Annotated in this window: 30 protein-coding genes; 11 read left to right on the plus strand and 19 right to left on the minus strand. The window is 42.5% G+C overall.

Translation table 11 applies throughout. The features are described from left to right. Positions 1–2 precede the first annotated feature (2 nt). Positions 3–551 carry a replication initiation negative regulator SeqA gene (seqA, locus tag NH462_RS16275; RefSeq protein ID WP_253106669.1) on the minus strand — a complete coding sequence of 183 codons (549 nt, stop codon included), beginning with the start codon at positions 549–551 and terminating at the stop codon, positions 3–5. 136 nt (positions 552–687) lie between these two features. On the opposite strand from seqA, the gene NH462_RS16280 reads away from it, so the two are divergent. From NH462_RS16280 to fur, 5 genes are all read left to right on the plus strand, one after another. Beyond that, the gene (locus NH462_RS16280; RefSeq protein WP_253106671.1) at positions 688–1455 is read left to right on the plus strand and encodes an alpha/beta fold hydrolase; all 768 of its coding nucleotides are present in this window, start codon (positions 688–690) and stop codon (positions 1453–1455) included. A gap of 87 nt (positions 1456–1542) precedes the next feature. Then, positions 1543–1764 (plus strand): DUF2788 domain-containing protein, encoded by a 222-nt coding sequence (locus NH462_RS16285; RefSeq protein ID WP_010372701.1) that lies wholly within the window; start codon positions 1543–1545, stop codon positions 1762–1764. After that, positions 1764–2042, plus strand: a complete 279-nt coding sequence (gene ybfE, locus NH462_RS16290) for a LexA regulated protein (protein WP_010372698.1) — start codon at positions 1764–1766, stop codon at positions 2040–2042. Before NH462_RS16285 ends, ybfE begins: the two co-directional genes overlap by 1 nt. A gap of 14 nt (positions 2043–2056) precedes the next feature. Then, the gene (gene fldA, locus NH462_RS16295) at positions 2057–2584 is read left to right on the plus strand and encodes a flavodoxin FldA (RefSeq protein ID WP_010372695.1); all 528 of its coding nucleotides are present in this window, start codon (positions 2057–2059) and stop codon (positions 2582–2584) included. 103 nt (positions 2585–2687) lie between these two features. Continuing rightward, positions 2688–3134 (plus strand): ferric iron uptake transcriptional regulator, encoded by a 447-nt coding sequence (fur, locus tag NH462_RS16300; protein ID WP_010372691.1) that lies wholly within the window; start codon positions 2688–2690, stop codon positions 3132–3134. Positions 3135–3182: 48 nt separating this feature from the next. Here fur and NH462_RS16305 read toward each other — a convergent pair whose 3' ends face one another. The 9 genes from NH462_RS16305 to glnS form a co-directional block, all read right to left on the minus strand. Further along, positions 3183–3590 carry a VOC family protein gene (locus NH462_RS16305; protein WP_017217446.1) on the minus strand — a complete coding sequence of 136 codons (408 nt, stop codon included), beginning with the start codon at positions 3588–3590 and terminating at the stop codon, positions 3183–3185. A 24-nt stretch (positions 3591–3614) separates the two neighbouring features. Continuing rightward, complete coding sequence (locus NH462_RS16310) at positions 3615–4247, minus strand: glutathione S-transferase family protein (protein WP_253106673.1); 633 nt, start codon at positions 4245–4247, stop codon at positions 3615–3617. Positions 4248–4301: 54 nt separating this feature from the next. Next, positions 4302–4655, minus strand: coding sequence for a DUF1428 domain-containing protein (locus tag NH462_RS16315; RefSeq protein WP_017217448.1), 354 nt, complete (start codon positions 4653–4655; stop codon positions 4302–4304). A gap of 14 nt (positions 4656–4669) precedes the next feature. Next, positions 4670–5059 carry a YciI family protein gene (locus NH462_RS16320; protein WP_017217449.1) on the minus strand — a complete coding sequence of 130 codons (390 nt, stop codon included), beginning with the start codon at positions 5057–5059 and terminating at the stop codon, positions 4670–4672. Positions 5060–5144: 85 nt separating this feature from the next. Next, on the minus strand, positions 5145–5993 hold the full coding sequence (locus tag NH462_RS16325) for a YciI family protein (RefSeq protein ID WP_253106675.1): 849 nt from the start codon (positions 5991–5993) through the stop codon (positions 5145–5147). A gap of 137 nt (positions 5994–6130) precedes the next feature. Further along, complete coding sequence (locus NH462_RS16330) at positions 6131–7435, minus strand: RNA polymerase sigma factor (protein WP_253106677.1); 1305 nt, start codon at positions 7433–7435, stop codon at positions 6131–6133. A gap of 144 nt (positions 7436–7579) precedes the next feature. Further along, a complete protein-coding gene (locus NH462_RS16335) occupies positions 7580–8053 on the minus strand; it encodes a DUF1203 domain-containing protein (RefSeq protein ID WP_010372673.1) in 474 nt (157 codons plus the stop codon). Positions 8054–8139: 86 nt separating this feature from the next. Then, positions 8140–9966: a serine/threonine protein kinase gene (locus NH462_RS16340; RefSeq protein WP_253106678.1), complete on the minus strand. Its 1827-nt coding sequence runs from the start codon at positions 9964–9966 to the stop codon at positions 8140–8142. 56 nt (positions 9967–10022) lie between these two features. Further along, positions 10023–11687, minus strand: coding sequence for a glutamine--tRNA ligase (glnS, locus tag NH462_RS16345; RefSeq protein ID WP_253106680.1), 1665 nt, complete (start codon positions 11685–11687; stop codon positions 10023–10025). A 248-nt stretch (positions 11688–11935) separates the two neighbouring features. Here glnS and NH462_RS16350 point away from each other — a divergent pair, with 248 nt between their 5' ends. Then, positions 11936–13006 carry a DUF3083 family protein gene (locus tag NH462_RS16350; RefSeq protein ID WP_010372664.1) on the plus strand — a complete coding sequence of 357 codons (1071 nt, stop codon included), beginning with the start codon at positions 11936–11938 and terminating at the stop codon, positions 13004–13006. A gap of 44 nt (positions 13007–13050) precedes the next feature. On the opposite strand, the gene NH462_RS16355 is transcribed toward NH462_RS16350, so the two are convergent. The 4 genes from NH462_RS16355 to NH462_RS16370 form a co-directional block, all read right to left on the minus strand. Then, positions 13051–13905, minus strand: a complete 855-nt coding sequence (locus NH462_RS16355) for a pirin family protein (RefSeq protein WP_253106682.1) — start codon at positions 13903–13905, stop codon at positions 13051–13053. Between the two features lie 92 nt (positions 13906–13997). Then, positions 13998–14405, minus strand: coding sequence for a fosfomycin resistance glutathione transferase (fos, locus tag NH462_RS16360; RefSeq protein WP_253106684.1), 408 nt, complete (start codon positions 14403–14405; stop codon positions 13998–14000). A 113-nt stretch (positions 14406–14518) separates the two neighbouring features. After that, complete coding sequence (locus NH462_RS16365) at positions 14519–15445, minus strand: FAD-binding protein (protein ID WP_045963837.1); 927 nt, start codon at positions 15443–15445, stop codon at positions 14519–14521. Then, positions 15442–16194: an electron transfer flavoprotein subunit beta/FixA family protein gene (locus tag NH462_RS16370; protein ID WP_010372654.1), complete on the minus strand. Its 753-nt coding sequence runs from the start codon at positions 16192–16194 to the stop codon at positions 15442–15444. The genes NH462_RS16365 and NH462_RS16370 overlap by 4 nt, the downstream gene beginning before the upstream one ends. Positions 16195–16370: 176 nt before the next feature. Between NH462_RS16370 and NH462_RS16375 the strand changes: the two genes are divergently transcribed. Both NH462_RS16375 and NH462_RS16380 read left to right on the plus strand, forming a co-directional pair. Then, positions 16371–18020: an electron transfer flavoprotein-ubiquinone oxidoreductase gene (locus NH462_RS16375; protein WP_253106686.1), complete on the plus strand. Its 1650-nt coding sequence runs from the start codon at positions 16371–16373 to the stop codon at positions 18018–18020. Positions 18021–18103: 83 nt separating this feature from the next. Continuing rightward, positions 18104–18583 (plus strand): acyl-CoA thioesterase, encoded by a 480-nt coding sequence (locus NH462_RS16380; RefSeq protein ID WP_010372647.1) that lies wholly within the window; start codon positions 18104–18106, stop codon positions 18581–18583. Positions 18584–18624: 41 nt separating this feature from the next. On the opposite strand, the gene NH462_RS16385 is transcribed toward NH462_RS16380, so the two are convergent. The 3 genes from NH462_RS16385 to NH462_RS16395 form a co-directional block, all read right to left on the minus strand. Beyond that, the gene (locus NH462_RS16385) at positions 18625–19674 is read right to left on the minus strand and encodes an energy transducer TonB (protein ID WP_253106687.1); all 1050 of its coding nucleotides are present in this window, start codon (positions 19672–19674) and stop codon (positions 18625–18627) included. Between the two features lie 258 nt (positions 19675–19932). After that, positions 19933–20220, minus strand: coding sequence for a hypothetical protein (locus tag NH462_RS16390; RefSeq protein WP_010372642.1), 288 nt, complete (start codon positions 20218–20220; stop codon positions 19933–19935). Next, a complete protein-coding gene (locus NH462_RS16395; protein ID WP_010372639.1) occupies positions 20220–20402 on the minus strand; it encodes a hypothetical protein in 183 nt (60 codons plus the stop codon). Before NH462_RS16395 ends, NH462_RS16390 begins: the two co-directional genes overlap by 1 nt. Positions 20403–20558: 156 nt before the next feature. Between NH462_RS16395 and tsaA the strand changes: the two genes are divergently transcribed. The 3 genes from tsaA to NH462_RS16410 all read left to right on the plus strand — a co-directional run bounded on the left by tsaA (position 20559) and on the right by NH462_RS16410 (position 24056). Further along, positions 20559–21266 (plus strand): tRNA (N6-threonylcarbamoyladenosine(37)-N6)-methyltransferase TrmO, encoded by a 708-nt coding sequence (tsaA, locus tag NH462_RS16400; RefSeq protein ID WP_010372636.1) that lies wholly within the window; start codon positions 20559–20561, stop codon positions 21264–21266. A gap of 131 nt (positions 21267–21397) precedes the next feature. Next, positions 21398–23125 carry a proline--tRNA ligase gene (locus NH462_RS16405; RefSeq protein ID WP_253106688.1) on the plus strand — a complete coding sequence of 576 codons (1728 nt, stop codon included), beginning with the start codon at positions 21398–21400 and terminating at the stop codon, positions 23123–23125. Between the two features lie 130 nt (positions 23126–23255). Continuing rightward, a complete protein-coding gene (locus NH462_RS16410; protein ID WP_017217465.1) occupies positions 23256–24056 on the plus strand; it encodes a UDP-2,3-diacylglucosamine diphosphatase in 801 nt (266 codons plus the stop codon). 35 nt (positions 24057–24091) lie between these two features. Here NH462_RS16410 and NH462_RS16415 read toward each other — a convergent pair whose 3' ends face one another. After that, the gene (locus tag NH462_RS16415) at positions 24092–24259 is read right to left on the minus strand and encodes a hypothetical protein (RefSeq protein WP_253106689.1); all 168 of its coding nucleotides are present in this window, start codon (positions 24257–24259) and stop codon (positions 24092–24094) included. Positions 24260–24298: 39 nt separating this feature from the next. Then, the gene (locus tag NH462_RS16420) at positions 24299–25441 is read right to left on the minus strand and encodes a hypothetical protein (RefSeq protein WP_253106690.1); all 1143 of its coding nucleotides are present in this window, start codon (positions 25439–25441) and stop codon (positions 24299–24301) included. Positions 25442–25562: the final 121 nt, after the last annotated feature.

Below are 25562 nucleotides of genomic sequence, written 5' to 3' on the forward strand. Positions count from 1 at the left end.
ACTTATAGGTAGTCTCTAATTTTCTCGGCAGCTTCATCTGTGTAACCTAACACCTTAGCTACTTCATGAAGCATCATTTTCTTTCTAGTCGTATTTGAATTTGTCATCACCCAATATTCGCTATCTGCGATATTTTTCGGGTTCATACTGCTACCACTTTCGAGTAGTGCATTTTTACTCGTAGCGAAATAAATTCTATCGCGGCCCTTAATTTCAAGCACACTATTAAATTCGGATTTATGTGTACGATGGAGCGCCGATAGGATAAACAAAAAGCGCCCGACTACACCCTTTTGCATAGCAAGCTCTTCTTTATTAAGAATATTAAAGACATTCGCCGCTGGCTTTACCGGTTGGCTTGGTGTTTTTGTTTGTGACTCAGCTGCCATTTCTTGTACTTGTTTTTCTTCCTGCTGTGCGACGGGTTTAGATTCGGTCCCAGGAGTGAGTTTTAATAAACGACGTAAAATCTCAGAAGCACTTTCTCCAATACTTTGTGTGTTACTTGCAATGTATTGATATAGCTCGTCATCTATTTCTATCTTTTTCATGCGTTTCCTGTCATCTATGCTAATTAGGAGCAACTCATTTCAATTGTCACTTAGTATATCCAAATTTAACTTATTACTCTATGGCTTTGCATTTTTACTCTTCAATGTCACAATTAGCGCCAAATTTGGAGGATTTATGCAGTTAAACTATCAACAAATTGGCGACCAAGCCAAACCTAGTGTATTTGTAATGCACGGACTCTTTGGTTCTTTGGAAAATGTAAATGTCGTGGCAAAAGCACTTGCTGAACATTTCAATGTGATTAACGTCGATTTAAGAAATCACGGTCGCTCTTTTCATGATGAGCAAATGTCCTATCCAATAATGGCAAAAGACATCAAAGCACTAATGGATGAGTTAAAACTGGAAAAAATACACCTCGTTGGTCACTCGATGGGTGGTAAAGTGGCAATGCAATTCGCCCAGTTATTCCCAGAAAGCATCAACAAACTTGTCGTATTAGATATTGCACCTGTTGATTATCACTCAAGACATGATGCAATAATTGCTGCACTGAACGAAGTGCAAAAAAGTGATGTTTCAAGTCGTAGTGAAGCAGATTCCATCATGTCGCAGTATATTGAAACCGTCGGCGTGCGTCAGTTTTTGCTCAAAAGTTTAGCAAAGAATGAAGAAGGCAAACTTGCTTGGCGTTTCAATTTAGATGTAATTACTGAAAAATACGATACAATCACATCAAATATTAATGAAACTCATTCCTGTTTGTGCGATACTTTGTTCATTAAAGGGAATAATTCTGACTACATCCTGCCTGAGCATAGGGATGCCATCGCTCGTTTTTTCCCAAATGCGCGAGCAAAAATAATACAAGGTGCGGGCCATTGGCTACATGCTGAAAAGCCCGAAGCGGTAAATCGCTCAATTATTGATTTTCTTCAATAAAACGAATCGAATTTACCGTTATAAACTTAATTTATGCATTTAGGTTATGTTATAGTAGCCGCCGTTTAAGTATTGAGTAGAGCTCAGATGGTCAGTCAATTTATAAATGAATTTGAAACGCTAGGGCTGTGGTTTGCGCTAGCTGGTATATTCTTTTTCATCGGTATGGCGATTCAGGACGTACTGAAAAAAGGTGACGTGCCAAAGTTCGGACGCTATATCGTTTGGCTGGTGTTGTTTCTTGGTTGCTCTGGATTTATAGCAAAAGGCTTGATCCAAGTGTTTTGGCAAGGCGCAGGTGTTGGATAATGGCCAAGGCTGAAACAGATAGAACGACTATCGACCTATTTGAAAATGAAAAACGTCCCGGACGTCCTAAGACGAATCCACTGCCACGAGAAGTGCAGTTAAAGGTTAACAAGCGCAATCAAATCAAGAGAGATCGTGCTCGTGGCCTAAAAAGGGTAGAATTTAAGGTTTCATCAGAGTTGTATCAAGCGCTAAGTGATATGGCAGAGTCGCAAAACATTAGTCGAAGTGCACTCATAGAGACCATCTTACAAGAAAAGTTAGCGGTTAATAGATAGAAGGTAAGCAATTAATGGCAAGCGTAGGTATTTTTTTCGGCAGTGATACTGGTAATACAGAGCACGTTGCTAAAATGATTCAAAAAGAGCTAGGTAAAAAGCTCGTTGACGTAAAAGACATTGCTAAAAGTAGTAAAGAAGAGATTGCTGAATTCGATTTACTATTGTTCGGTATTCCAACATGGTACTACGGTGAAGCGCAATGTGACTGGGATGATTTTTTCCCTGAACTTGAAGAAGTCGATTTCGAAGGCAAGCTAGTTGCTATCTTCGGTTGTGGCGATCAGGAAGATTATGCTGAATACTTCCTCGATGCGATGGGCATGATCAACGATATCGTCACTGAGCGCGGCGCTATTGTTGTTGGCCATTGGTCTACCGATGGTTATGACTTTGAAGCGTCAAAAGCTGTCGTCGAAGATGGTAAATTTGTTGGCCTTGGTATTGATGAAGACCGTCAGCCAGAGCTAACAGAACAACGTGTTAAACAATGGTGCGCACAAGTATATGATGAAATGTGCTTAAGCGAGCTGGAAGATTAATTCCATTTGCTTTGCACTTGCTGCCCGAGCAAGTTATTCTTAGGTATAGCGTCGTGAATATTGACCTAAGACAAATTATAACTAACAGATTGAGACAGATTTAATGACTGATCACAACTTAGAGCTTAAAAAGGCTGGTTTAAAAGTAACGCTTCCACGCATCAAAATTTTAGAGATCCTTCAGTCTCCTGATAATCAACACATCAGCGCAGAAGATGTGTACAAGATCTTATTAGACAAAGGTGAAGAAATTGGTCTAGCTACGGTATATCGCGTACTAAACCAATTTGATGATGCTGGTATTGTAACACGTCACCACTTTGAAGGCGGTAAATCTGTTTTCGAGCTGTCTGGCAGCACGCACCATGATCACTTGGTATGTTTAAAATGTGGTAAAGTTGTCGAGTTTGAAGATGACGTTATTGAAACACGCCAAGAAGAAATCGCGAACAGCAATGGCATCAAACTGACTAATCACTCACTATATCTATACGGTGAGTGTGAAGATAAAGAAGCGTGCAAAAAGTACGCTGAGGAAAATGGTAACTAAGCTACCACTTCGCCAATTTAAGCATTAAGCCAGCAAATTGCTGGCTTTTTAGTTCGCTAAATTTAGCTGCCAAGACACACCAAACCTGTCATTTAACCAAGCAAAAGTTTGGCTAAACCCATAGCTGCCAAGTGGCATCAGCACTTTTCCACCTTCAGCTAGCGTACTGTAAGCTTTTTCGATTTCTTGCTGTGATTCACAGTCAACATAAATTGACATCGCAGGAGTAAATCCAAATTTATGGTGGAGATAACTGTCCATCGCCAAAAACTCAACATCCTTTAACGCAAATTTTAAAAGTTTCACAGCACCTTCAGGCTCATTGTCGTCGGCTCCATAAAGTTCGATATCCAAAATTTCGGACCTCGGAAATAGCTCGATGTAAGATTCTACAGCTGACTTCGCATTACCCGCATGTTGGCCTACAAATAGTAATGTTGTTTTAATTTGTTGCATAAACACCTCCTTCCATTTATTTGGTTACCTCACTGTAGAGTACAATTCCAGCTGATCTTTGTATGCTTTTTTAAAAGCAGCTCTAGAAACGCATTGCTCTAGATACTTTCGGCAATAACTATATTGTTTTAGCCCATCAAACCTATCGACCAAACGAAGTACATCAGCCATCGCAATGTCTGCAACAGAAAATTGCTCAGCCAACCAGTTTCTCTCCCTAAGATATTCATTCATGTGTTTCAAGCGGCTATGTAAAAATTGCTCTATCGCTTTGCTACCATGATTCTCAAAAGTATCTCCAGAAAATTTCAAAATTGTCCATGGAAGACTCGCCATTTCTACAGAGTTGAGCGCGGCGAATAGCCACTGTATTACCGATGAGCTATTTTCTGTCGATATTAATTCATCGCTATGCTCAGCGATGTATAACAGACCAGCACCACTTTCGAATATCTCCTTATCTTCATGGCTAAGCCAAGGAACTTGGCCAAATGGTTGATGTAAATAATGCGTATTTTCTCGTTCATTGAAAGCGGTAAGCTCTATATCATAGGGTATTCCCGCCTCTTCTAGCGCCCAGCGCAAGCGAATATCCCGGACATAACCTCTTGGCAGCTCAGGCACCCAATCAAACGTGGTAATGGTAAAGTTCGACATATATCATCTCCATGTCAATTGGACTGATAACTCAGCCCAATTTAATAACTAAGGTTAATACTCTACTATTGTCTTAAAGCCACCATAGATAAGCCTTTTGCCATCAAACGGCATTGGATTAGCTTCTTGATCGCAAATAGGATCTTTAAATACTTCTGCCATTCCAGCATCACGGACTTCTTTTGAAGGCCAAGTGATCCAGGAAAACACCACAGTTTCATCAGGCTTACATTTTACAGCCAGTGGAAAAGAGGTAAGCGTTCCATCAGGAACATCATCCCCCCATGCCTCGACAACGCGTTCTGCTCCAAACTTTTTAAACACTTTTGCCGCTTTACTGGCGTGCGCCCGATATTCTTCGCGCTTATTGGTGGGTACAGCGCATACAAAACCATCAATATAACTCATCTTTGACCCCTCTCTTATTCACGTCTTTGTGCTTCATAGCTGACATTATTCTCGTCTTGCAACTCGCGAACAGGCCGAATTTCGATGCTGCCATAGCGTGCAGGCGGAATTTTGCTAGCCGCTTGGATAGCCTCATTTAAGTCTTTAACATCAAGTAAATAGAAGCCCGCAAGCTGCTCTTTAGTCTCTGCAAAAGGACCATCGGTAATATCAACTTTACCCGCTCGTACCCGCAATGTTGTCGCACTTTGAGTTGAGAGCAACGCGTTACCCCCTATCATCTGCTCGCGGTCTTTTAATGATTCCCCGCACGCGATGCATTCACGGTTAAGTGCGTCCCATTCATCTTGTGAGAGCTTTTCCATTGCTTGTTCATCGTAATAAACCAAAGCGACATATTTCATAGTGTGTCCAGCTCCTTATTAATTGGTATCTGAATAGCGAGCATCTTTTGCTGCTCGCTTTGACTTAGCTACTCCGTACTCGTGGTCAATTAGCGGCGTTACTAGGTAGCATCACCATCCACGCCACACCGAATTTATCAACGACTTGACCGTAAAGGGGGGACCAAAATGTTTCTTGTAATGGCATTCTGACCGTGCCACCATCGGCTAGAGCATTGAATGCACGGTGAGCTTCTTGTTCAGAATCAATTGTTATAGACAGGCTAAATCCTGCAAACGAAGCATCATCACCACAGCCGTCAGATGCAAAAATCTTCATATCGCCAATACTAAACTCACAGTGCATTACTTTATCTGAAAAGTTTTCTGGTATCGCACCATCTGGGATAGGATCTGGACTTTCGTTAAAGCGCATAAGTAGACCGACTTTGGCATATAGATGCTGTTGATAGTATTCAAGTGCCTCTTCGGTACGCCCTGCAAAAAACAAATAATTGCAAACATGTGCAGTTTGCATCGCAATCTTTTGTCTTAATTGTTCTTCGTCTGCGAGGATTTCGCCGCTGGGATCAATATCTGCAAAGTCAGCCATTTCATAAAACGGTCGAACTTCAATATCTGATTCCTCATTCATGGGATTAGGGCAGCGCTTAACCCATTCTAGCGCCTCTTCCATCGATGTTACTTCCCAAACCCAATAACCCGCAATTAACTCATTAGTCTCTGCAAAAGGCCCTTTAGTTACAATCCGCTCTTCGCCTTTAAAACGAACGCGAACTCCCTCTTTACTCGGCTTTAAACCATCACCAGAAGTCATAATTCCAGCATCAACTAATGCATTATTGAATTCCCCCATCGCAGCCATTAATTCCGCGGTTGGTAACTCCCCTGCTTCAGACCCTTCACTTGCTTTTACAATCACCATTACTTTCATCGTCAATTCTCCTGTTGTCTTTCGTAAATAGAGCTGAATAACCAAAGATCACCTGCGGTTTTGATAAATAAAGTGCTCTATACAATCTAGTCGAATGCATTCTCTAGAGATCGACAAAGTAAGGAAAATTTTCTTAATTAATTTTCACCAAGCTTGAGAAGCTTTTGTTTGAGAAGCTTTTGTTTGAGAAGCTTTTGTTTGAGAACCCTTTGCTCTGGTAATTGCGTAGTTAAATTAAGAGCCGTTTTAAATGCATTAATCGCACTTGCGGTTCTGCCAGCACGAGATAATAGTTCGCCATAAGCCGCATGAGCCAAGTGATACCTTTGCATTTCTTTGTGCTCTAGTAGCCGCTCTATAATGGTAATACCCGCATCTGGTCCCTCTTTCATAGCGATTGCGACCGCTTGGTTGAGCTCAATAACAGGAGATGGGCTCACTTGGTGTAGCTGAGTATATAACTCGACAATCTGTGACCAATCTGTCGCCGCTGCAGTTATCGCAACTGCATGGGTCGCAGAGATAGCCGCCTGAATGGTGTAAAAGCCATATTCACCGGCGCGCATTATTTCAGCGACCAACTGCGTACCTTCGGCGATCATACCTTTACTCCAAAGGCTTCGGTCTTGATCTTCCAGTAAAATAATGTCACCGCAGGCATTGGTGCGCGCCGCCCTTCTTGCATCATTCAAGAGCATCAAGGCGAGTAACCCCGCCACTTCTGGATCTGGCGTCAGAGAATAAAGTAAACGAGTTAAGCGGATAGCCTCCGAAGTCAGTTCACTGCGTATTGCAAGTTCGCCTTGTGTTGCTGAATACCCTTCATTAAAGACCAGATAGATAACCGTGAGCACCGCATCAAGTCGGTTGTTAAAGTCAGTGTCGTCTGGCAGCTCGAACGGAATACGGGCATCACGGATCTTCGCTTTACCGCGCACAATTCGTTGTGCCATTGTTGTGTTAGACACCAAAAATGCACTGGCAATTTCTTCTGTTGTTAGTCCACAGACCTCCCGCAGAGTAAGCGCAACTTGTACTTTTGGATCAATAGCCGGATGGCAGCAAGTAAAAATTAATCGCAATTGGTCGTCTTCAATTGCATTGGCGTTTTGCTCTTGAGCGTGGCCTGCGATGTCAGAAATCTCATCCATTTCAGTAGCAGCAACTTCTAGCTTTTCTCTTTGACGTTGCTGTTTACGTATTGCATCAATGGCTTTAAAGCGACCAGTAGAAATTAACCAAGGGACTGGGTTTTCTGGCATACCTTGAGTAGGCCAGTGTTTTAACGCCATATTAAACGCGTCTTGCAATGCTTCTTCCGCTAACTCAAAGTCACCTAGAAGGCGGATCAGTGTAGCGTAAATTTTCCGGCTTTCTTGCTTGTACAGCACTTCTATAGACTTACGAATAGCATTGCTATCGCAAGCAAGTTGATTGCTCATCACTTTCCTTCGTCAGCTAGGTTATCGCCATTTGAATTGGTATAGTCACTATTTCATAAATCGACAAGCGCCTCAACTTGACACCATCAACTCTGAAAGACTCAGCAGATTGGTTTTAGCCTGGGCAGATCCACCTTCTTTTTCCTATACTCTGCACGCTATGCAATTAAAGCAACCGGGGTTTGCATTGTGAATATGCACATATTCGATTTTATGGTCGTCAAATAAGGTATGGAGGCAGTCTTTAATTTCTATTCCTTTTACGATTTGCGCCTCTATCATTACACCTAAGCTGTCGTAGGCCCTGATGGACAGTAATCTGGTTTGCAAGATTTCTGGCACTTCATTTACTTTTGGGTCTGCCAATACTGCATTTTCCCTCACAAAGATAGGCCCAGAAGAGCGATATGGCGATAAAGTAGTATGGTGCTGATAATGTAATAACAACACCACCTCCCCAATCTCAGCTTCTTGTAGGGAAACGCGACAAGGATAGCCGGGTTTAGCGTCAACAGCGAGCTTCTTGGCATGTAATGCCGCTAGTTCTTCATCGCTTAAAGAAAATAAATGCTTAAATTGTTTGTAGTCAATCGCGTTAATTTGAAATTGTGTTGTCATGTTTACTACTCCTGCTTCACTATAATGAGTGTAAAGAACTAGCAGTTAATGACTGGCCAGAAGTGGTACTAACACCTAAGTAGCACCTAAGTGTTAACAACAAATGTTTTGGGGTTTTTGGGAAAGAAAAAGTCAGGCTGACGGTCGCATAAAGCAAACTCACGTGTATTTTTATAGGGCAACTTCATAAACCCTGCTACGCCATAATCTTGAATACTCACCGCGTATTGCATGATCCGAGTCAGTAGCGCCTTAAATTGCGCTTCTTTATTAGCATCAAGTAGCCGGTAGTAATAGTGGATTTTCATCCTATCTTGTAACGATTCAAAAATGATGCAACCTGTATGATGGATTTGGTTTAACTCGAACACACATTGAATTATCTGTCTTGGCAGCTGCAGCTGCTCGTCTGGATCTTTGCCGTCTTCAAAGTATGAATGCGGACGTGTAATTTCATTACTCGAAATATCGCTAACGCTAAATTCTAGTTCTGGCAGATGGTCAAATTGGAATGCACCGGTGCCGTCACGAGTCAATTGAATAGTTTGCCGCGCGTCGAACAAACAGCATTTAAACAAACCTTTTTGTTTGATCCCCTGCGCAATCATTACGGTGGCGTTCAACGCGTCTTTAAATGCAAGACTCAATGTTTCATCGTGTAAAATAAGACTCGACTCAACAAATACCTGCGCGTCTTTCCAGTGAAAACTGAGACCACCAACGACCGGATATTTTGCCAGTCTGCTGATTGAGGCCAAAAAGGCTTTCTCGGTATCGCCGGTATCAAACAAAAACTCTTTATAATATCTATCTAATTGCGCGTCGTTTACGTCTCTTAGATTGTGTTTATCGTCAGCACGACGCAAAAACTGCTTGCGTGAGCTGTAGACGACCGTTTCAGGCTTAACTGTGGTTTCGTAGGTCCAAAAAGGAATGCGGGATTTTTTCTCTGACAGTGTTAAATCAGGTAAATACATTTTTGCCATTGCTGGCATATTACGAACAAAGTAATCCCCTGCGCTGTCCCTCGTTGCTTTGTCTTTGCTAAGCATGCCATCTAGCACCTGCGCAAATACTTTTGGCAGCCCCAAAGCGCTAGCAGGAATTACCTGAGCACCAAAACGACATGATTGTGCACTAGCCAGCGCATAAATCGTTGATGCAACGCCTTGCTCATCGAAGCGAGGAGAAGATTGTGCACCCGACATTTGCTCATCGCCAATAAAGTACACATCTCCCATCCGAGCGTTAGTCGTACTTACATCAGATGACATCAAGTCCATGATATTGCTCGCGATAGGCTCGCCATACACGTCCACCTGAGCATAGACTGAGCTTCCCCAATCAACCAAAGAGAAGCCATCTGAGGCTTCATCCCAAACGATATTGGATGGCTTGATATCTCCATGAACGATAGGCTGAGGAGACATACCATTGCGACGCTCACGCAAATCAACCAACACATTTCTGAGTTTTAACGCAAGGCTTACCAACTCATTCGCTTTAAAACGGCCCTTTTTGAGCGAGATCTTTTCTAAGTCTTCACCAGGAGCACGCTCCATCATTAAAATGCCTTGCTTCTTTACTCGCTCAAAGGCATAGAAGTTTGGCACCATCGGATTGTCAATTTGCGACAACATATAGCCTTCATCTTCAAGCCTATCACGCACACTTTGGGCAAGCGTGATCCGAGAAAATTTAAACACCCAGTCTTTCCCCATATCACTTGTACCAGCAAATACGAAGCCAAATGCACCGGAGCCAATTACCTCAACATGTTTATAGCCAAGTAGGCTCAATTGTTTTTTACAGATATTCAGCCATTGACGGTGCTTTTTTGCATCATGATGAGACAGTAAGTAGATGGACTGCTGTTCGTTGATATAGAAGTGTTGGATGGATTTTTCAGACATAATTGTACGCAGAAAAAGCAATAAAAAAGGTCGACATAAGCCGACCTCATTTAGTATTAACCTTGCTGTTCTATCTTAGCCCACGAATCACGTAGACCAACAGTTTGGTTAAACATTAGCGCTTCTGACTTGTTATCACGACAGAAGTAACCTAAACGCTCAAACTGATAACCTTGCTCAGGCTTAGCGTTTGCAAGCGCTGGCTCAAGTTTGGCATTCGCAATGGTTACCAAAGAGTCTGGGTTTAACACTTCCGTGAAATCTTCAGCAGCCGCTGGGTTTGGCACAGTAAATAGGCGGTCATACTGACGTACTGGCGCTTCAATACAATGTGAAGCCGATACCCAGTGAATTACGCCTTTCACCTTGCGACCATCTTCTGGGTTTTTACCCAAAGTATCAGGGTCGTAACTACAGTAGATTGTCGTAATATTACCGTTTTCGTCTTCTTCAATGCGCTCAGCTTTAATCACATAAGCATTACGAAGACGCACTTCTTTACCTAGCACCAAACGTTTGAATTTTTTGTTCGCTTCTACGCGGAAATCTTCTTGTTCAATGTAGACTTCGCGCGTAAACGGTAGCTCACGCTCGCCCATGTCTAATGTTGGGTGATTAGGCGCTTGCAGCATTTCAACTTTATCTGCATCAAAGTTTTCAATGACCAGCTTAACAGGGTCAAGTACTGCCATTGCGCGTGGTGCATTTTCGTTTAAGTCGTCACGGATACACGCTTCAAGCATGCCCATTTCAACCATGTTGTCCATTTTGGTTACACCAATGCGCTTACAAAATTCGCGAATTGCAGCTGGTGTATAACCTCGACGACGAAGGCCTGCAATTGTCGGCATGCGCGGGTCATCCCACCCTTCAACATGGTTATTAACAACCAAGTCGTTGAGCTTACGCTTCGACATCACTGTGTATTCAAGATTTAAACGAGAAAACTCGATTTGCTGTGGATGACACTCGATGCTGATGTTATCTAGCACCCAGTCGTACAAACGGCGGTTATCTTGGAACTCTAATGTACAAAGTGAATGCGTGATCCCTTCAAGCGCATCGGAAATACAATGCGTAAAGTCATACATCGGATAGATGCACCACTTATCACCAGTTTGATGATGGTGTGCAAAACGTACACGATAGATAATAGGGTCGCGAAGCACCATAAATGAGCTTGCCATGTCAATCTTAGCGCGAAGTACACATTCCCCTTCTTTGAACTCGCCATTTCTCATTTTTTCGAATAAGGCTAAGTTCTCTTCAGGTGAAGTGTCACGATAAGGGCTATTTTTGCCAGGTTCAGTCAGCGTGCCACGATATTCACGCGCCTGCTCAGGCGACAGGAAGCAAACGTACGCTTTGCCATTTTCGATTAGCTCAACTGCGTAGTTATAGAGCTTGTCAAAGTAGTTTGATGAGTAGCAAATTTCGCCATCCCATTCAAAACCTAACCACTGTACGTCTTCTTGGATCGACTTAACGTAGTTGATGTCTTCTTTTTCTGGGTTGGTATCGTCAAAGCGTAAGTTGCATTTACCTTGATAATCTTGGGCAATACCAAAATTTAAGCAAATTGATTTAGCATGGCCAATGTGTAAAAAGCCATTTGGCTCAGGTGGAAAACGTGTGTGCGTAGACGCATGTTTGCCACTGGCAAGATCCGCATCAATAATGTTGCGAATAAAGTTTGATGGGCGATTTTCAGTTTCCGCCATAGGAAATCTTTCCTCTGAATTATGCTCTTAGTTAACCTCGGCATTATTACAAAAACTCAGCCGAACTTACAGCAATTATCTGCGCTGTATCAGGATTTATTCATTTGGTTAAATGTTCATCAGGTTTTTGTGACAAATTTTGTTCTAGCGCAATATTTCCGTCACAACTTCATCCTATAGTTGCGCCATCTCAGTGTTTATACCACAAACACTGCTTAAGTCACGTTACCGAGGAAAGGACAAAAGTAATGGCTTCAATGAATTTGAATCGTGTTTATATATCAACTAAGGCTAGGAACAACCACTATATTCTTGCTGAGTTTAAACCGGACGATGCATTCTATGCATGTTTTGACTCCAGCAGCGCGTGTTACGAGCGTTTGTCTCGCCAGCTATTCGCACTGTGTGACGAATATGAACTGCATAATGTACATGTAATTGCGAACGATAAATTGCCTGTGGTGCGTTACCACGACGAAGCCTATACCATGCAAACAGAAAAGCAGATTTTGTTTTTCTACAATCCTAAGTTCCACGAAGCGCACCAAACTTATCTCAATGATGGATACCAAGCGCGTAAAATCCGCTTATTATTTTTAGCCACGGGAAATGAATTACGCGCCAATGCAGCGACCTTCCACAGCAAAGTAAAAAAGGTGCTTGATGCACTTAAAGAAGGGTTTTCTTCGGTAGAACCTCAGTTTAGAGTGCGAGACCATCAACATTTAACCTATGACCTATTTGCCAAAGCGAAAGGCGACAAAGAGTCGTATGGCTATAAGTTGCGTGCACTTTACCCACGTTATCAAGCCAGAAACTGCACGTTACCAGAAGAATATAGCGAAATGACTTATGCGACCTTTAACATTCCAGTGTCACGTGCAATAAAAACAGAGTTCCAAAGCCAAATGCGCCCTGGTGATTACGGACAATTCTATCGCACAATAGAAGATGCATTTCTTTCTTCTTGCGCCGATAAACAGCTCAATATGGTAGCAATGGTAGCCGATGGCCGTCTGCCTATCGTCAGAAGCGCCAAAATCGATAAGTCCGATACTAACCGAGAGCTACAAAAGCTGAGTTTTGATACCGGCTCCGGTGACAATCAAATTTACTCACTGTTTAACGAAGCAAACCTAGTGGACACCATTCGCTTTGTCATCGTTGCCAATGACAAAGACAAAAAAGACATGGGCTATGGTCGCTTTATGAATCACGTAGAAACGGCGATTAAACGCTTTGTTGCGCAACTTCCTGTTAATGTTGAAAAGCAAGACATCAACGTACGCTTCTTCCAGCATATTAGTTACGACTATTAATAGATAAAAGAGAGCATGTTCTATTTGGGTGTACTTTTATCACCCTAAGGCAAAGGAATATGCTCCAATTTATCACCGGGGATCTTATCGAACTTGCCCTCTCGCCAATCTTGCTTCGCTTGTTCAATACGGGGTTTACTAAAAGAAACAAAGTTCCAATCAATATAAGGGACTTTTTTAAACGCCTCTCCACCAAGCAATACCACTCTGCTATTCTCATTGAAATGTAATTGCGCGTCGTCGTCTTCAAGTAATACAAATGAGCCTGCACTATATAAGTTATTCGACACCACCACTTCGCCGTAAATCACATATACGCCAACCTCTTGTGTCTGTTCAGGCCTTTCAATATGTCCGCCAGCTTTTGCCATCACATCAACATAAAACATAGGTGAAAATGTTGGTACAGGAGAATGCAAGCCATACGCACTGCCGATAATGACCCTAGCCATCACCCCTTCTAGCTGCCTAGTCGGCAAGTCAAAACGGTTTATATGTGAGAAACTGGGTTCAACGTCAGCATTTTCTTCCGGTAGCGCCACCCAGCATTGCAAACCATGAATAGTATGTGATTGCCCTTTGGTTTCAAACGATTCTCTCTCCGAGTGTACAATGCCGCTCCCTGCCACCATCCAATTTACATCCCCTGGGTGGATCTCAAGTTGATTACCAAGAGAGTCACGATGGAGCAAGTTACCTTCAAACAAATAAGTCAGAGTTGCAAGCCCAATATGTGGATGTGGCCTTACATCGATCCCATCACCAGCACTGAAGTTACCGGGGCCCATTTGATCAAAAAAGATAAAAGGACCTACCATACGTTTCGCACGCTGCGGAAGTACGCGGTTTACTGAAAGACCACCGATGTCATGTGCTTTGCCATTTAGTTGAATTGCCATTACTTTGCTCCATCATGTTTTGTTTTATTATGGAGCTCAGTAACCAGAAGTAAAATGCGCAATTAAAGATACAAGCATTCTAGAAAATAGAATCACACCGCTTTGTACCAAGTGAGGCCTGAATACGGTTGCTGCTGCAAACTTTTTAACCGACTTTGCAAACTACCACTATGGATCTCGAGTTTGTGATGATCGGGGTCATAAATATAGAGCGAGTCTCCTTCGCTGCTATTTTGCTGCCATAAGCCAATCCCGTTTTCCAATATCGTTTTAGAAAAAGTTGTAAAGTCTTCGGCAGCAACACGAAACGCTATATGGCTGTAATCTGAGCTTGGAGATACCTCACCTAAAGATAAGCAAAGCCATATCTCACCAAGCGTTAAATATGCCCCTTTGTCCCAAGTTACCCAAAGCTCGAACCCTAGCAAGCCGCAGTAAAAATCAAGTGACGTGTTTAAGTTAGATACTGCTATTGTGATGTGATTTAAGCCTGATAACATATTTATTCCTACCGTTTTTTATCCCAGACACGAAAAAAGCCGTGACCAAAGGTACAACGGCTTTAACAACCAGAATTATTTTTCTTGATGTAGGCTAGCTACAAAAAGAAGCGTTACAGTGCCTGTTCAAGCTCTGGTAACGCATCAAATAGGTCTGCAACAAGGCCATAATCAGCCACTTGGAAAATGGGAGCTTCTGGGTCTTTGTTGATAGCGACAATGACCTTAGAATCTTTCATACCTGCAAGATGTTGAATAGCGCCGCTGATCCCAACTGCAATATATAAGTTAGGCGCCACAATCTTACCGGTTTGGCCCACCTGCATATCGTTAGGCACAAAGCCCGCGTCAACAGCAGCACGCGACGCACCAATTGCGGCCCCTAGTTTGTCAGCAATACCATTTAGCAAGGCAAAGTTTTCACCGTTTTGCATACCACGGCCACCTGAAATAACAACCGGTGCGGCAGTTAATTCAGGGCGCTCAGATTCAGTTTGTTCAATGCTCACAAACTCACTCACTTGAGAGGCAATACTTTGCGAGCGATCCTCAATGTCACATGCTGCCTGAGTCTCTACGGCATCAAATGCTGATGCACGCACAGTGATAACTTTTTGTGAGTCTAATGATTTTACAGTCGCAATTGCATTACCCGCATAGATTGGACGTTTAAAGGTGTCTGCATCAATCACATCGATAATTTCTGAGATCTGTGATTTATCGAGTAACGCCGCAACACGTGGCGCGATATTTTTACCTGTGGTAGATGCTGAAAACAAAATGTGTGAAAAATCACTTGCTAACTCAACAACTAGCTCAGATGTGTTTTCTGCCAATTGATGTTCGAATGAAGCATCGTCAACCGCGACCACCTTTTGTACGCCAGCGATCTGAGCAGAGTGATTGGCAGCCTCAGCAATGTTGTGACCTGCAACTAATACGGTAATGTCGCTTGCGATTTTTGTTGCAGCAGCAACCACCTTAGCGGTTTCAGGTTTCAATACACCATTTTCGTGCTCAGCAATAACTAATACGCTCATGAGATCACCTTTGCTTCTGTTTTTAACTTGTTTACTAACTCTTCAACGCTCTCAACCATCACGCCACCAGAGCGCTTAGCTGGCTCTTCAACTTTCACCAATTCAATACGAGGAGCTAAATCAACGCCTAACGAATCCGCTGCGATTACATCTAGTGGTTTACGCTTAGCTTTCATGATATTTGGCAAAGAAGCATAACGAGGTTCATTCAAACGCAAATCCGTTGTCACGACAGCAGGAAGTGATAGCGATACCGTTTGCAAACCACCATCAACTTCACGCGTCACTTGCACTTTATCGCCTTCAACTACAACTTTAGAGGCAAAAGTGCCCTGAGCACGTTTAGTTAACGCCGCTAGCATTTGTCCTGTTTGGTTATTATCAGAATCGATAGACTGTTTACCTAGAATTACCAGCTCTGGACTTTCTTGTTCCACTACCTTAGCCAGTAGTTTTGCAATGTGCAGAGATTCAAGCTTTGCGTCTGTTTCAATGTGGATCGCTTTATCTGCACCCAGTGCAAGCGCCGTTCTTAGCTGCTCTTGACAAGCTTTATCGCCAATTGATATGGCAATAACTTCCGTTGCTGTGCCCGCTTCTTTTAAACGAACTGCCTCTTCTACTGCGATTTCACAAAATGGGTTGATCGCCATTTTAACATTGCTCAAATCAACATCACTGTTGTCAGATTTGACTCTTGCCTTTACGTTGTAATCAATCACGCGTTTGATTGGCACAAGTACTTTCATGGTTACTCCATCATCTGGTTATTCTCTAAGCTGACGTCTACGTCAACAAATTATTTTATTGGTTTCAGACTACTTCCTGTTGACGTAAACGTCAACCTCAAATAACCTTAGTTTAACGAAAATCAAACTAAAGCCTCTCTTTAGTTAATCTACCGTCAAATAGTGTGAGGTTAATAATGGTCGAACGCGAAACCATGGAGTTTGATGTTGTGATAGTTGGTGCAGGTCCTGCGGGCCTGTCTTGCGCTATCCGACTCGCTCAACAGGCTCAAGAAAAACAACAAGAATTAATGATCTGTGTAGTCGAAAAAGGCTCAGAAGTAGGTGCACATATTTTGTCTGGTGCAGTATTTGAAACCAAAGCACTAGACGAACTTATCCCTGATTGGGCTGCAAAAGGCGCTCCTGTGACAACGAAAGTGACGGGTGACGACATTTATTTATTCAAAAATGAAACCAATGCCACCAAACTGCCTCATCTAGTGGTACCAAAAACATTTAAAAATGACGGCAACTATATTGTTTCCATGGGGAATGTTTGTCGTTGGCTCGCTGAACAAGCAGAGCAACTTGGTGTTGAAATTTTCCCAGGCTTTAGCGCCCACTCTCTAATTGTTGAAGAGCAACAAGTTAAAGGTATTATTACCGGTGATATGGGCTTAGATAGAGATGCCCAACCTAAAGACAGCTACATGCCTGGAATGGAGCTTAGAGCGAAATATACCGTATTTGCTGAAGGTTGCCGTGGCCACTTAGGCAAACAACTTATAGCTGAATTTAAACTGGATAAAGACGCTTCTCCTCAACACTATGGCATCGGCTTTAAGGAAATTTGGCAAGTAGACCCAAGCAAGCATAAAGAAGGTCTTGTTGTACACGGCACAGGCTGGCCGCTCGACAATGATACCCATGGCGGCTCATTTATGTATCACGCTGAAAACAATCAAGTCGTGGTCGGGTTAATCATCGACTTAAATTACACTAACCCACACCTAAGCCCATTTGATGAGTTTCAGCGTATGAAGCATCACCACACCTTTGCGAGTGTACTGGAAGGTGGTGAGCGCATTGCCTATGGTGCTCGAGCAATCGCCAAAGGTGGCTTTCACAGCCTACCTAAAATGCATTTCCCAGGTGGTTTACTGATTGGCTGTGGCGCAGGTACCCTCAACTTTGCCAAAATTAAAGGCAACCATACAGCAATGAAGTCCGGTATGCTTGCAGCCGATGCCATCATTGAGGCACTCGGCCAAGAAAGCGCTCCGTTAGACTTGGTAAGCTTTGCCGACAAATTTAAGGCAAGCTGGCTTTATGATGAGCTTTATCAATCTCGCAACTTTGGCCCAGCAATGCATAAGTTAGGTCGTATTATGGGTGGCGCCTACAATATGATCGACCAAAACATTTTCTCAGGTTCGCTACCATTTACCATTAAGGACGAACATCAGGATCACGCACAGCTTAAGCTTGCATCTGAGTCGCAAACTATAAGTTACCCAAAGCCGGATGGTAAATTAAGTTTTGACAAACTTTCTTCCGTATTTTTATCGAATACTAACCATGAAGAAGTGCAACCATGTCATTTACAGTTAAAAGATTCTGATATACCAATCAAAGTGAATTTAGCTAAGTTTGATGAGCCTGCACAGCGCTACTGCCCCGCAGGCGTGTATGAAGTAAACGAAAACGAGCAAGGTGAGAAGCTGTTTGTCATCAATTCGCAAAACTGTATTCATTGCAAAACCTGCGATATTAAAGATCCGAGCCAAAATATTACCTGGGTCACACCAGAAGGGGCTGGTGGTCCGAACTATCCAAACATGTAATACCAATAAATCCTAAATTGCTGGGGCGAAATGCCCCTTTCTTTCCTATACTTAGCGTATATTTTTAAAATAGAGTTGAGTCTATGCCACAACAATCCGTCACCTTTCGATTTTTAGCAGAGCCCACCGACGTCAACTTTGGCGGTAAAGTACACGGTGGTATGGTCATGAAATGGATTGATCAAGCTGGGTATGCTTGCGCCGCGGGTTGGAGCGGTAGCTACTGCGTTACCGTTTCAGTAGCGGGCATGCGCTTCCACCGCCCTATTCTTGTGGGTCAGATTGTTGAAGTTTCCGCGCGCATTGCCCATACCGGAAATACCAGTATGCAGATTTTTATTCAGGTGCGCTGTGGCGACCCAAAAACGCAGCGACTTGTCGAAACCAATCACTGTATTATCAGCTTTATCGCCATGGACCAAGCTGGGTATCCAATTCAAATTCCTCAGTTTAAAGCGAAAACCGAAGAGGAGAAAAAATTGGAAGCCTATGCGGTGAAAATGAAGGAAATAGCGATCCAGACCGAATCGCTATTAGAAGAAACTTTGTCCGATAGTAAATAACATGAAGGTCTGATAACAAAAATTGAAGTGTAGAAGTTCAGCTACGATTGAACTTCTATCAGTTTAAAGGAGCTATTCGGCTCACCAAAAACCACGACATTACACTCACCCCAACTTTTCGGTATATTCCACTGCATATTTTCGGCAAATTTAAATTGTGAAAACTGGTTATCACATCGTACTTCAAGGGTATGAAGTGCGCCTGAAACCTCAGCGATAGCGAAATTGGGTCTGGCTAATGTGTGTGTCCAGACATCATCATTTTTGATTTCAGCGGCAATAACAAGCATCTTGTTCTTATCCGCTATCAAAGCAACGATTTCATCTATGACAGGTTGCACTGCTGACTTATAAGTGTCTTGTCCATCTAATTCCATTAGTTTTTTATGGTTTTTCAGCGCTCCTTTATATTCCTGCAGCTGGGTTTGGAGCTTAATTGCATTGATAAGGGCGTTGGCGTAGAGTTCAGATTTAACAATATCCTTGCCGTGCCAGATGATCCCTTTATGCGCCTCAAGTTCTTGTCTAGGCTCCGCTGTTAGTTGAAAGTATCGCGCTTTTACTAAGTTAAAATAGGCTTCTTCATATCGATTCCAACGACCTTTTTTTGCCAGTTTATCAATATGTTCTTTAGCTTCTATTAGCTTACTTTCATCAAGGAGGTTATTGATGTTGCGATAACTTCTCACAAAACCTCGAGATGCTCCTTCTTCCGCATCTGACATATTGAATGAAAACATCACACTATTTTTGCACTGTTTAATCGGCTTACCATCTTTTGTTGCTGGAGAATATTGCCAACGTTTGATTGCTCGCAGTGCAGCGCGTTCGAAGCCTTTCTGTCCAGATGAATTCTCCACTATCGGAGACGCCACCGAACCATCCTCATTGATGATATAACTCAGCGTAACCCAGCCTTCCCCGCCGACTAACGCAACATTACGTGGATACTGAGGAGCAACTCTTTCAACAGCCGATGCATTTACGATTGTAGATAAATGTATGTTTGGCTCGCTTTTCGCAAATGCGCCTGTTGTGAGTGAAACGAATAAAACAGAGGTCATTAAAGTAGATTTAATAAAATTTTCCATATCAAATTGTCCGTTATTGGTAGCAGCTAAAATATAGCACAGACTTTATATTCCCAACAACGACCCTTAAATGGGGACCTTGTTTTTATTTACAATCTAGCGCTGATAAGAGCCGTATGTCCATTGAAAAACGCGTGCCTTGCTGGCCTGCACTTTAATGTAAGCTAGATAATGTATTGGCCGTAGAGCCTATGGAAACTGAAACTGAAGATAAAAAATCATTCGGGGATATTGATAGATTTGGCTAGTTAAGCCGCGCTAAAGCAAATTCCTTGCTAATGTAAATATGGCTTTTTCACTTGCAGCGAGCGCGTCGCGTTTACTTAAGTTGCCTTCTTTTAATAATTGTAAGCTTACTTTTTCCGCTTCTTGACTGAGTAGTACATCCATTTTAGTTGGACTTACCGCCCCTTCTGTTAAATCATTAATTATTGCTTGCAACGCAGCTCTACGCTCAGATATCGCGCGGATCAAAATAGGTTTTAAAGGGGATGATTTACAGAGCGCTTCTTGACAGCTTTGGTCAACCTTTCTATGAAACTCCATTATTTACACTCATCTCGTTTCAGGCGATTAAATGCTTGTAATTTTTCTCGTAAGCCTTGAATTGGTTTAATGTCTTCGACCAATTGCTTGTACTCGTATGCTCTAGTGCCAATGATTTGTTCGTTATCTGTGCGTAAACTCGAACGTAAGCTATTTTGGGCCGAAAAAGTATACCGATTCATGTTGCGACTTCCATCAATATTCCATTGTTTACAAGGTTATGCGAAAAATTTGAATAAATGAATTACATGACATTACAGGGCTGATTGCGAGCAGGATTTTGTGAAAGTCGGGATCAATAGTAAACTTCACTCATCTTAATTCAGACAGAGACCATAGTGGAACAAATCACTATCGAGCCCATCGGCTTTATCCAATCTCCTTATAAACAGAAGTTCGCTATCCCGAGACAACCAAGGCTTGTCCCAGAGGCAAAAGCCAAGCTTAGATTTGTTGGTGAATTCAATCGCGAAGAATTTGTTCGTGGTATTGAAGCGTTCACGCATATTTGGTTGTTGTTTCGTTTTCATGAAACCGCTGATAAAGGCTACTCTGCGCTTGTACGCCCTCCGAGACTCGGTGGCAATGAACGTAAAGGCGTGTTTGCGACTAGAGCGACTTTTCGACCCAACGGGATTGGCATGAGTGCAGTAAAGCTCGAGGGCGTAGAATATAAAAATGGTCAGCTGGATCTGTTGCTCTCCGGTGTAGATTTATTGGACGGTACACCAATCATTGATATAAAGCCGTATCTCCCCTATTCAGATGCCTTGGTGGATGCCACAGCAGGCTTTGCTGATACTCGGCCAGAAACGCAAATGTCTGTTAGTTTCTCAGACGAGGCTATTGTTTTTATTGAAAAACAAAAAAGCTATCCTGAACTTCAGCAATTCATTGCTAATGTACTGAAGCAAGATCCTCGTCCAGCTTATAAAAAGAAACGCACATCACAGCAGGACTATGGTATGAGTTTGTATGATTTTAATATCCGCTGGACAGTAGATGGTGAGCATAACCATGTCACTGAAATTTCGTTAGCAAAATAGCAAATTCAGCGGCTTGCCAATAAACTTATAAATTATGAAGATGTTTAGGTATTAAAGCTTTTTAAGCGGCTACTGCACTGCTAGAATAGCCGCCAATAAGAGAACAATAAGTAACTTATACTGGAATAAGAATGCGTACGAGTGAATATATATTAGCGACTCTAAAAGAGACGCCGTCTGATGCAGAGGTGGTAAGCCACCAGCTAATGCTTAGAGCGGGTATGATCCGTAAATTGGCTTCAGGTCTTTATACTTGGCTACCATCAGGCCTAAAAGTTTTCCGCAAAGTAGAGAGAATTGTCCGTGAAGAAATGGACAAAGCGGGAGCGATTGAGCTGCTAATGCCAGTGATCCAGCCTGCAGAGCTATGGGAAGAGTCAGGCCGTTGGGAACAGTTTGGTCCTGAACTACTTCGTATTAATGACCGTCATGGCCGTCCATTTGCACTTGGTCCAACGCATGAAGAAGTGATCACTGATCTTGTACGTCGCGAAATCAACAGCTATAAGCAACTGCCGATCACACTTTATCAAGTCAGTACGAAAGTACGTGATGAAGTTCGTCCACGTTTTGGTGTGATGCGCGCACGTGAATTTACCATGAAAGATGCCTATTCATTCCATATGACTGATGAGTGTCTTGAAAAAACGTATCACAAGATGTTCCAAGCTTACTGTAACATTTTTGATCGTTTAGGCGTTGACTACCGTCCTGTTATTGCTGACAGTGGTTCAATTGGCGGTAACCTATCGCATGAGTTCCATGTACTTGCAGAATCTGGTGAAGATGCAATCGCATTCAGTGATGAAAGTGACTACGCTGCAAACATTGAAAAGGCAGAGGCACTTGCACCAACTGAAGCTCGCCCAGCGCCAAGTAAAGAACTTAATACGTTTGACACACCTGAAGCTTTCACCATCGCTGAGCTAAAAGCAAAACATGGCGTTAAACCACACCGTGGTGTGAAAACACTCATCGTGTATGGCACACCAGACGAAGACGGTAAACGTGGTCTTGTCGCGCTTATCGTTCGTGGCGATCATGACTTAAATGAGCTGAAAGCTGAGAAATTAGCACTAGTGGATTCACCGCTAGAGATGGCGAGCGAAGAAGACATTGTTAACGCTATTGGTGCAAAACCTGGCTCTTTGGGGCCTGTTGGTCTTTCAATGCCTGTTATTGTCGATCGCAGCGCAGCTATCATGGCTGATTTTGTTGCCGGTGCAAACAAAGATGGTGTTCATTACAGTGGGATCAACTGGGACAGAGACGTAAGCGCTTATACAGTTGAAGATATCCGTAACGTGGTTGAAGGCGATCCAAGCCCTTGTGGTAAAGGTAAAATCCTTATCAAACGTGGTATCGAAGTAGGTCACGTGTTCCAACTTGGTACTAAGTACTCTGAAGCAATGAAAGCTGGTGTACTTGGCGAAGAAGGGAAAAACCAAACATTAACCATGGGTTGTTATGGTATTGGTGTTTCTCGTATCGTTGCCGCAGCAATCGAGCAAAATAACGATGATTACGGTATTAAATGGCCTGTTGCTATTGCGCCATTTGAGTTGGCTATCGTGCCAATGAATATGCATAAGTCTCACCGTATCCCAGAGATCGCAGAAAAGTTCTATGCAGATCTACAAAATGCAGGAATTGATGTGTTATTCGACGACCGTAAAGAGCGTCCGGGCGTTATGTTTAACGATATGGAACTTATCGGTATTCCATACACCCTCGTGATTGGCGAGCGTAACCTTGATGAAAATAAGGTTGAGCTTAAAAATCGTCAAACTGGCGAAAAACTGATTCTGGATATTGGATCTGCGGTTGAAACAATCGTTAATGCAATTAAAAGCAAATAAGCCTACGTAAATTACATAATAAAAGAGCATACAGGTGTATGCTCTTTTGTCATATTAGCTTCTCCTAACTGCCCCGCCACTGTCATCTTTGCCTCTTAGCATTGTCATTATTACGCTAAAGAGCCAAGCCATGAAAACAACATACTATCCGAGTATTTGGATCTCAGACGTACACTTGGGCTACAAGGACTGTAAAGCGAAGTTCTTGCTAGATTTTCTCAACAAAACCGAATGTGATGTACTCTATCTGGTCGGTGATATCGTTGATCTATGGTCAATGAAACGCCAGTTTTTTTGGGATCCATCCCACTATCAGGTATTAGAATGCATACAAAAAAAAGCGGGATCTGGTACACGCGTTATCTACATTCCGGGTAATCACGACGAAACCTTCAGAAACTACGTTGGGCAAACGCTTTTTAAAGTCGAAGTGCATAAAACCTTTATTCATACCACTTCCGTAGGTAAGCGGTTTTTATTACTACACGGTGATGATTTTGACTCGGCAACAAGATACAACAAACTGATCAGTATCATTGGGGATGCCGCTTATGATTTTCTACTATTCTTAAATCGCTGGACCAATCGCGTACGACGTTTATATGGTGGTCATTATTGGTCGCTTGCATCTTGGCTGAAAAAGCGCGTGCATAAAGCCAGAGAGGCCATTGCCGCATTCGAGAACGCAGCAATTCATGAAGCGAAGAAGCAAGGTGTCGACGGCATTATCTGCGGGCATATCCACCAACCGGAGATCCGTGTCGTTGATGGTATTGTTTACTGTAATGATGGTGATTGGATAGAAAACTGCACGGCACTGGTTGAAAACCAAGAAGGTCGTATTGAATTGCTGCATTGGTCAGATGTTCAATCCGTCCTCAACGTAGTTGAAATTGACGATATTAAAACCGACAATGTTGAAGCCGCTTAGTCAGCGGCTTCATTTCTTCAAGTATCAGCTAGTCACTATTCTTTTAATAGCTTATGCAGTAAATCGATGCGTTTATTGATACGCTTGTTTTGCACGTACGACTCTGCGCTTACGCTCATCATTAAAATCAAAAAGATGTATAAAACGGGTTGTTCAATAATTTCTGGATAGCGATAGATTAAAAATACTATTGCCACTAGCATACCGATATTCTGGTAGAATCGCCGCTTTTGTCAGGTGTGTTATATCACAAATGTGGTCATTGCCCAGACAATAATACCGATAATAAATACTAGAATACCGTATTGAAAGTGCCTCACCATTGGGAACACCGCTTTATCCGTTCGTTCGATAGACAAAGGATATTGCCAATGCGTTAACGCAAGTAAGAGTGGCTCGGCTTCTACGCTCATGCCAGAGAGTGAAACCGTCGCACCATACTCAGTATCAAAGACCAAATCAACAATATGATTACGACGAGTCGAAGAGGTTAACCTATCCAAGTCGCTGACTATAAACGTATTCCAATGTACCTTAATATCGTTAACTTCATCCTTTTTTACCTCTCGTGCTTGTTTATCTGTAAACAGTAACGCAGGTAGCAGCAAACTATTTTCCTCAACCTTAATTTGGTTACAGGGTGAGTGATAAACAAAATAGTGTTTATTACTGATAAGTACAGACGTCAACCAATAGCTCAAATACGTGAGCACCAAAAATACCAAACCCGCTATGTAATTTTGTGACGAGTAAAGAATGAAGCAGGTCATTAGAGCAAAAGCCCCTACCACCATCCAAACAATATGCAGCTTATGCTTAGGCGTCGGTAGTGCACATCGTAACACGGAGAATCGCGCTTCAATATCGCGATTGCTATTCATAAATAAAGGAAATAATCTTGCAAGGCTAGTGGGAGTTGAACGCGTAGCTGAACTCGCATCCGCGACTGCCGTTGGTTGAACGTTATGGTCAAAACCTGATGCAGACAAAAGCGCGTTGAATTTATCAGCTTGCCGTAAACACGAAAATGAATAGACCGCAGGTTCTTCACTTTCTGAGAGATAACTTATACCAATATAATTGAGTTGCTTGTTACAACCCGTAGATACATCAGTCACAGTTGAAAGCGGTATCACACACTCGTCTATTTGCCGAATACGTACATTCAATAACGATAGTTGTTTAGTGATTACAAACTGCTTTTGTGCAGGGTCAAACATTAAACGATTACGGTATGCAAATAGTAACAAAGAAATCACTAAGTAGATCAGAGCTTCCAAAAAACTTGACCCGGCTAAGTGAAAAACCGACGAAAACAAGAATAAAATGGCAATGCCGTTAGTAACAGATTCACTGACTGACTTAAGTACCGTGGTTGATGTCATCCTACATTCCTTGAGTGACTAATATTGAAACCTACTACTTGCACAAGCTACCTAAACAGGTAGAAGACTAAATTACAAAAAGTTAAACGCTGAATAAGGCGTTTATCGTACAGAAAAACGC

Source organism: Pseudoalteromonas sp. OANN1 (genome assembly GCF_024124685.1).
Classification (GTDB): domain Bacteria; phylum Pseudomonadota; class Gammaproteobacteria; order Enterobacterales; family Alteromonadaceae; genus Pseudoalteromonas; species Pseudoalteromonas piscicida.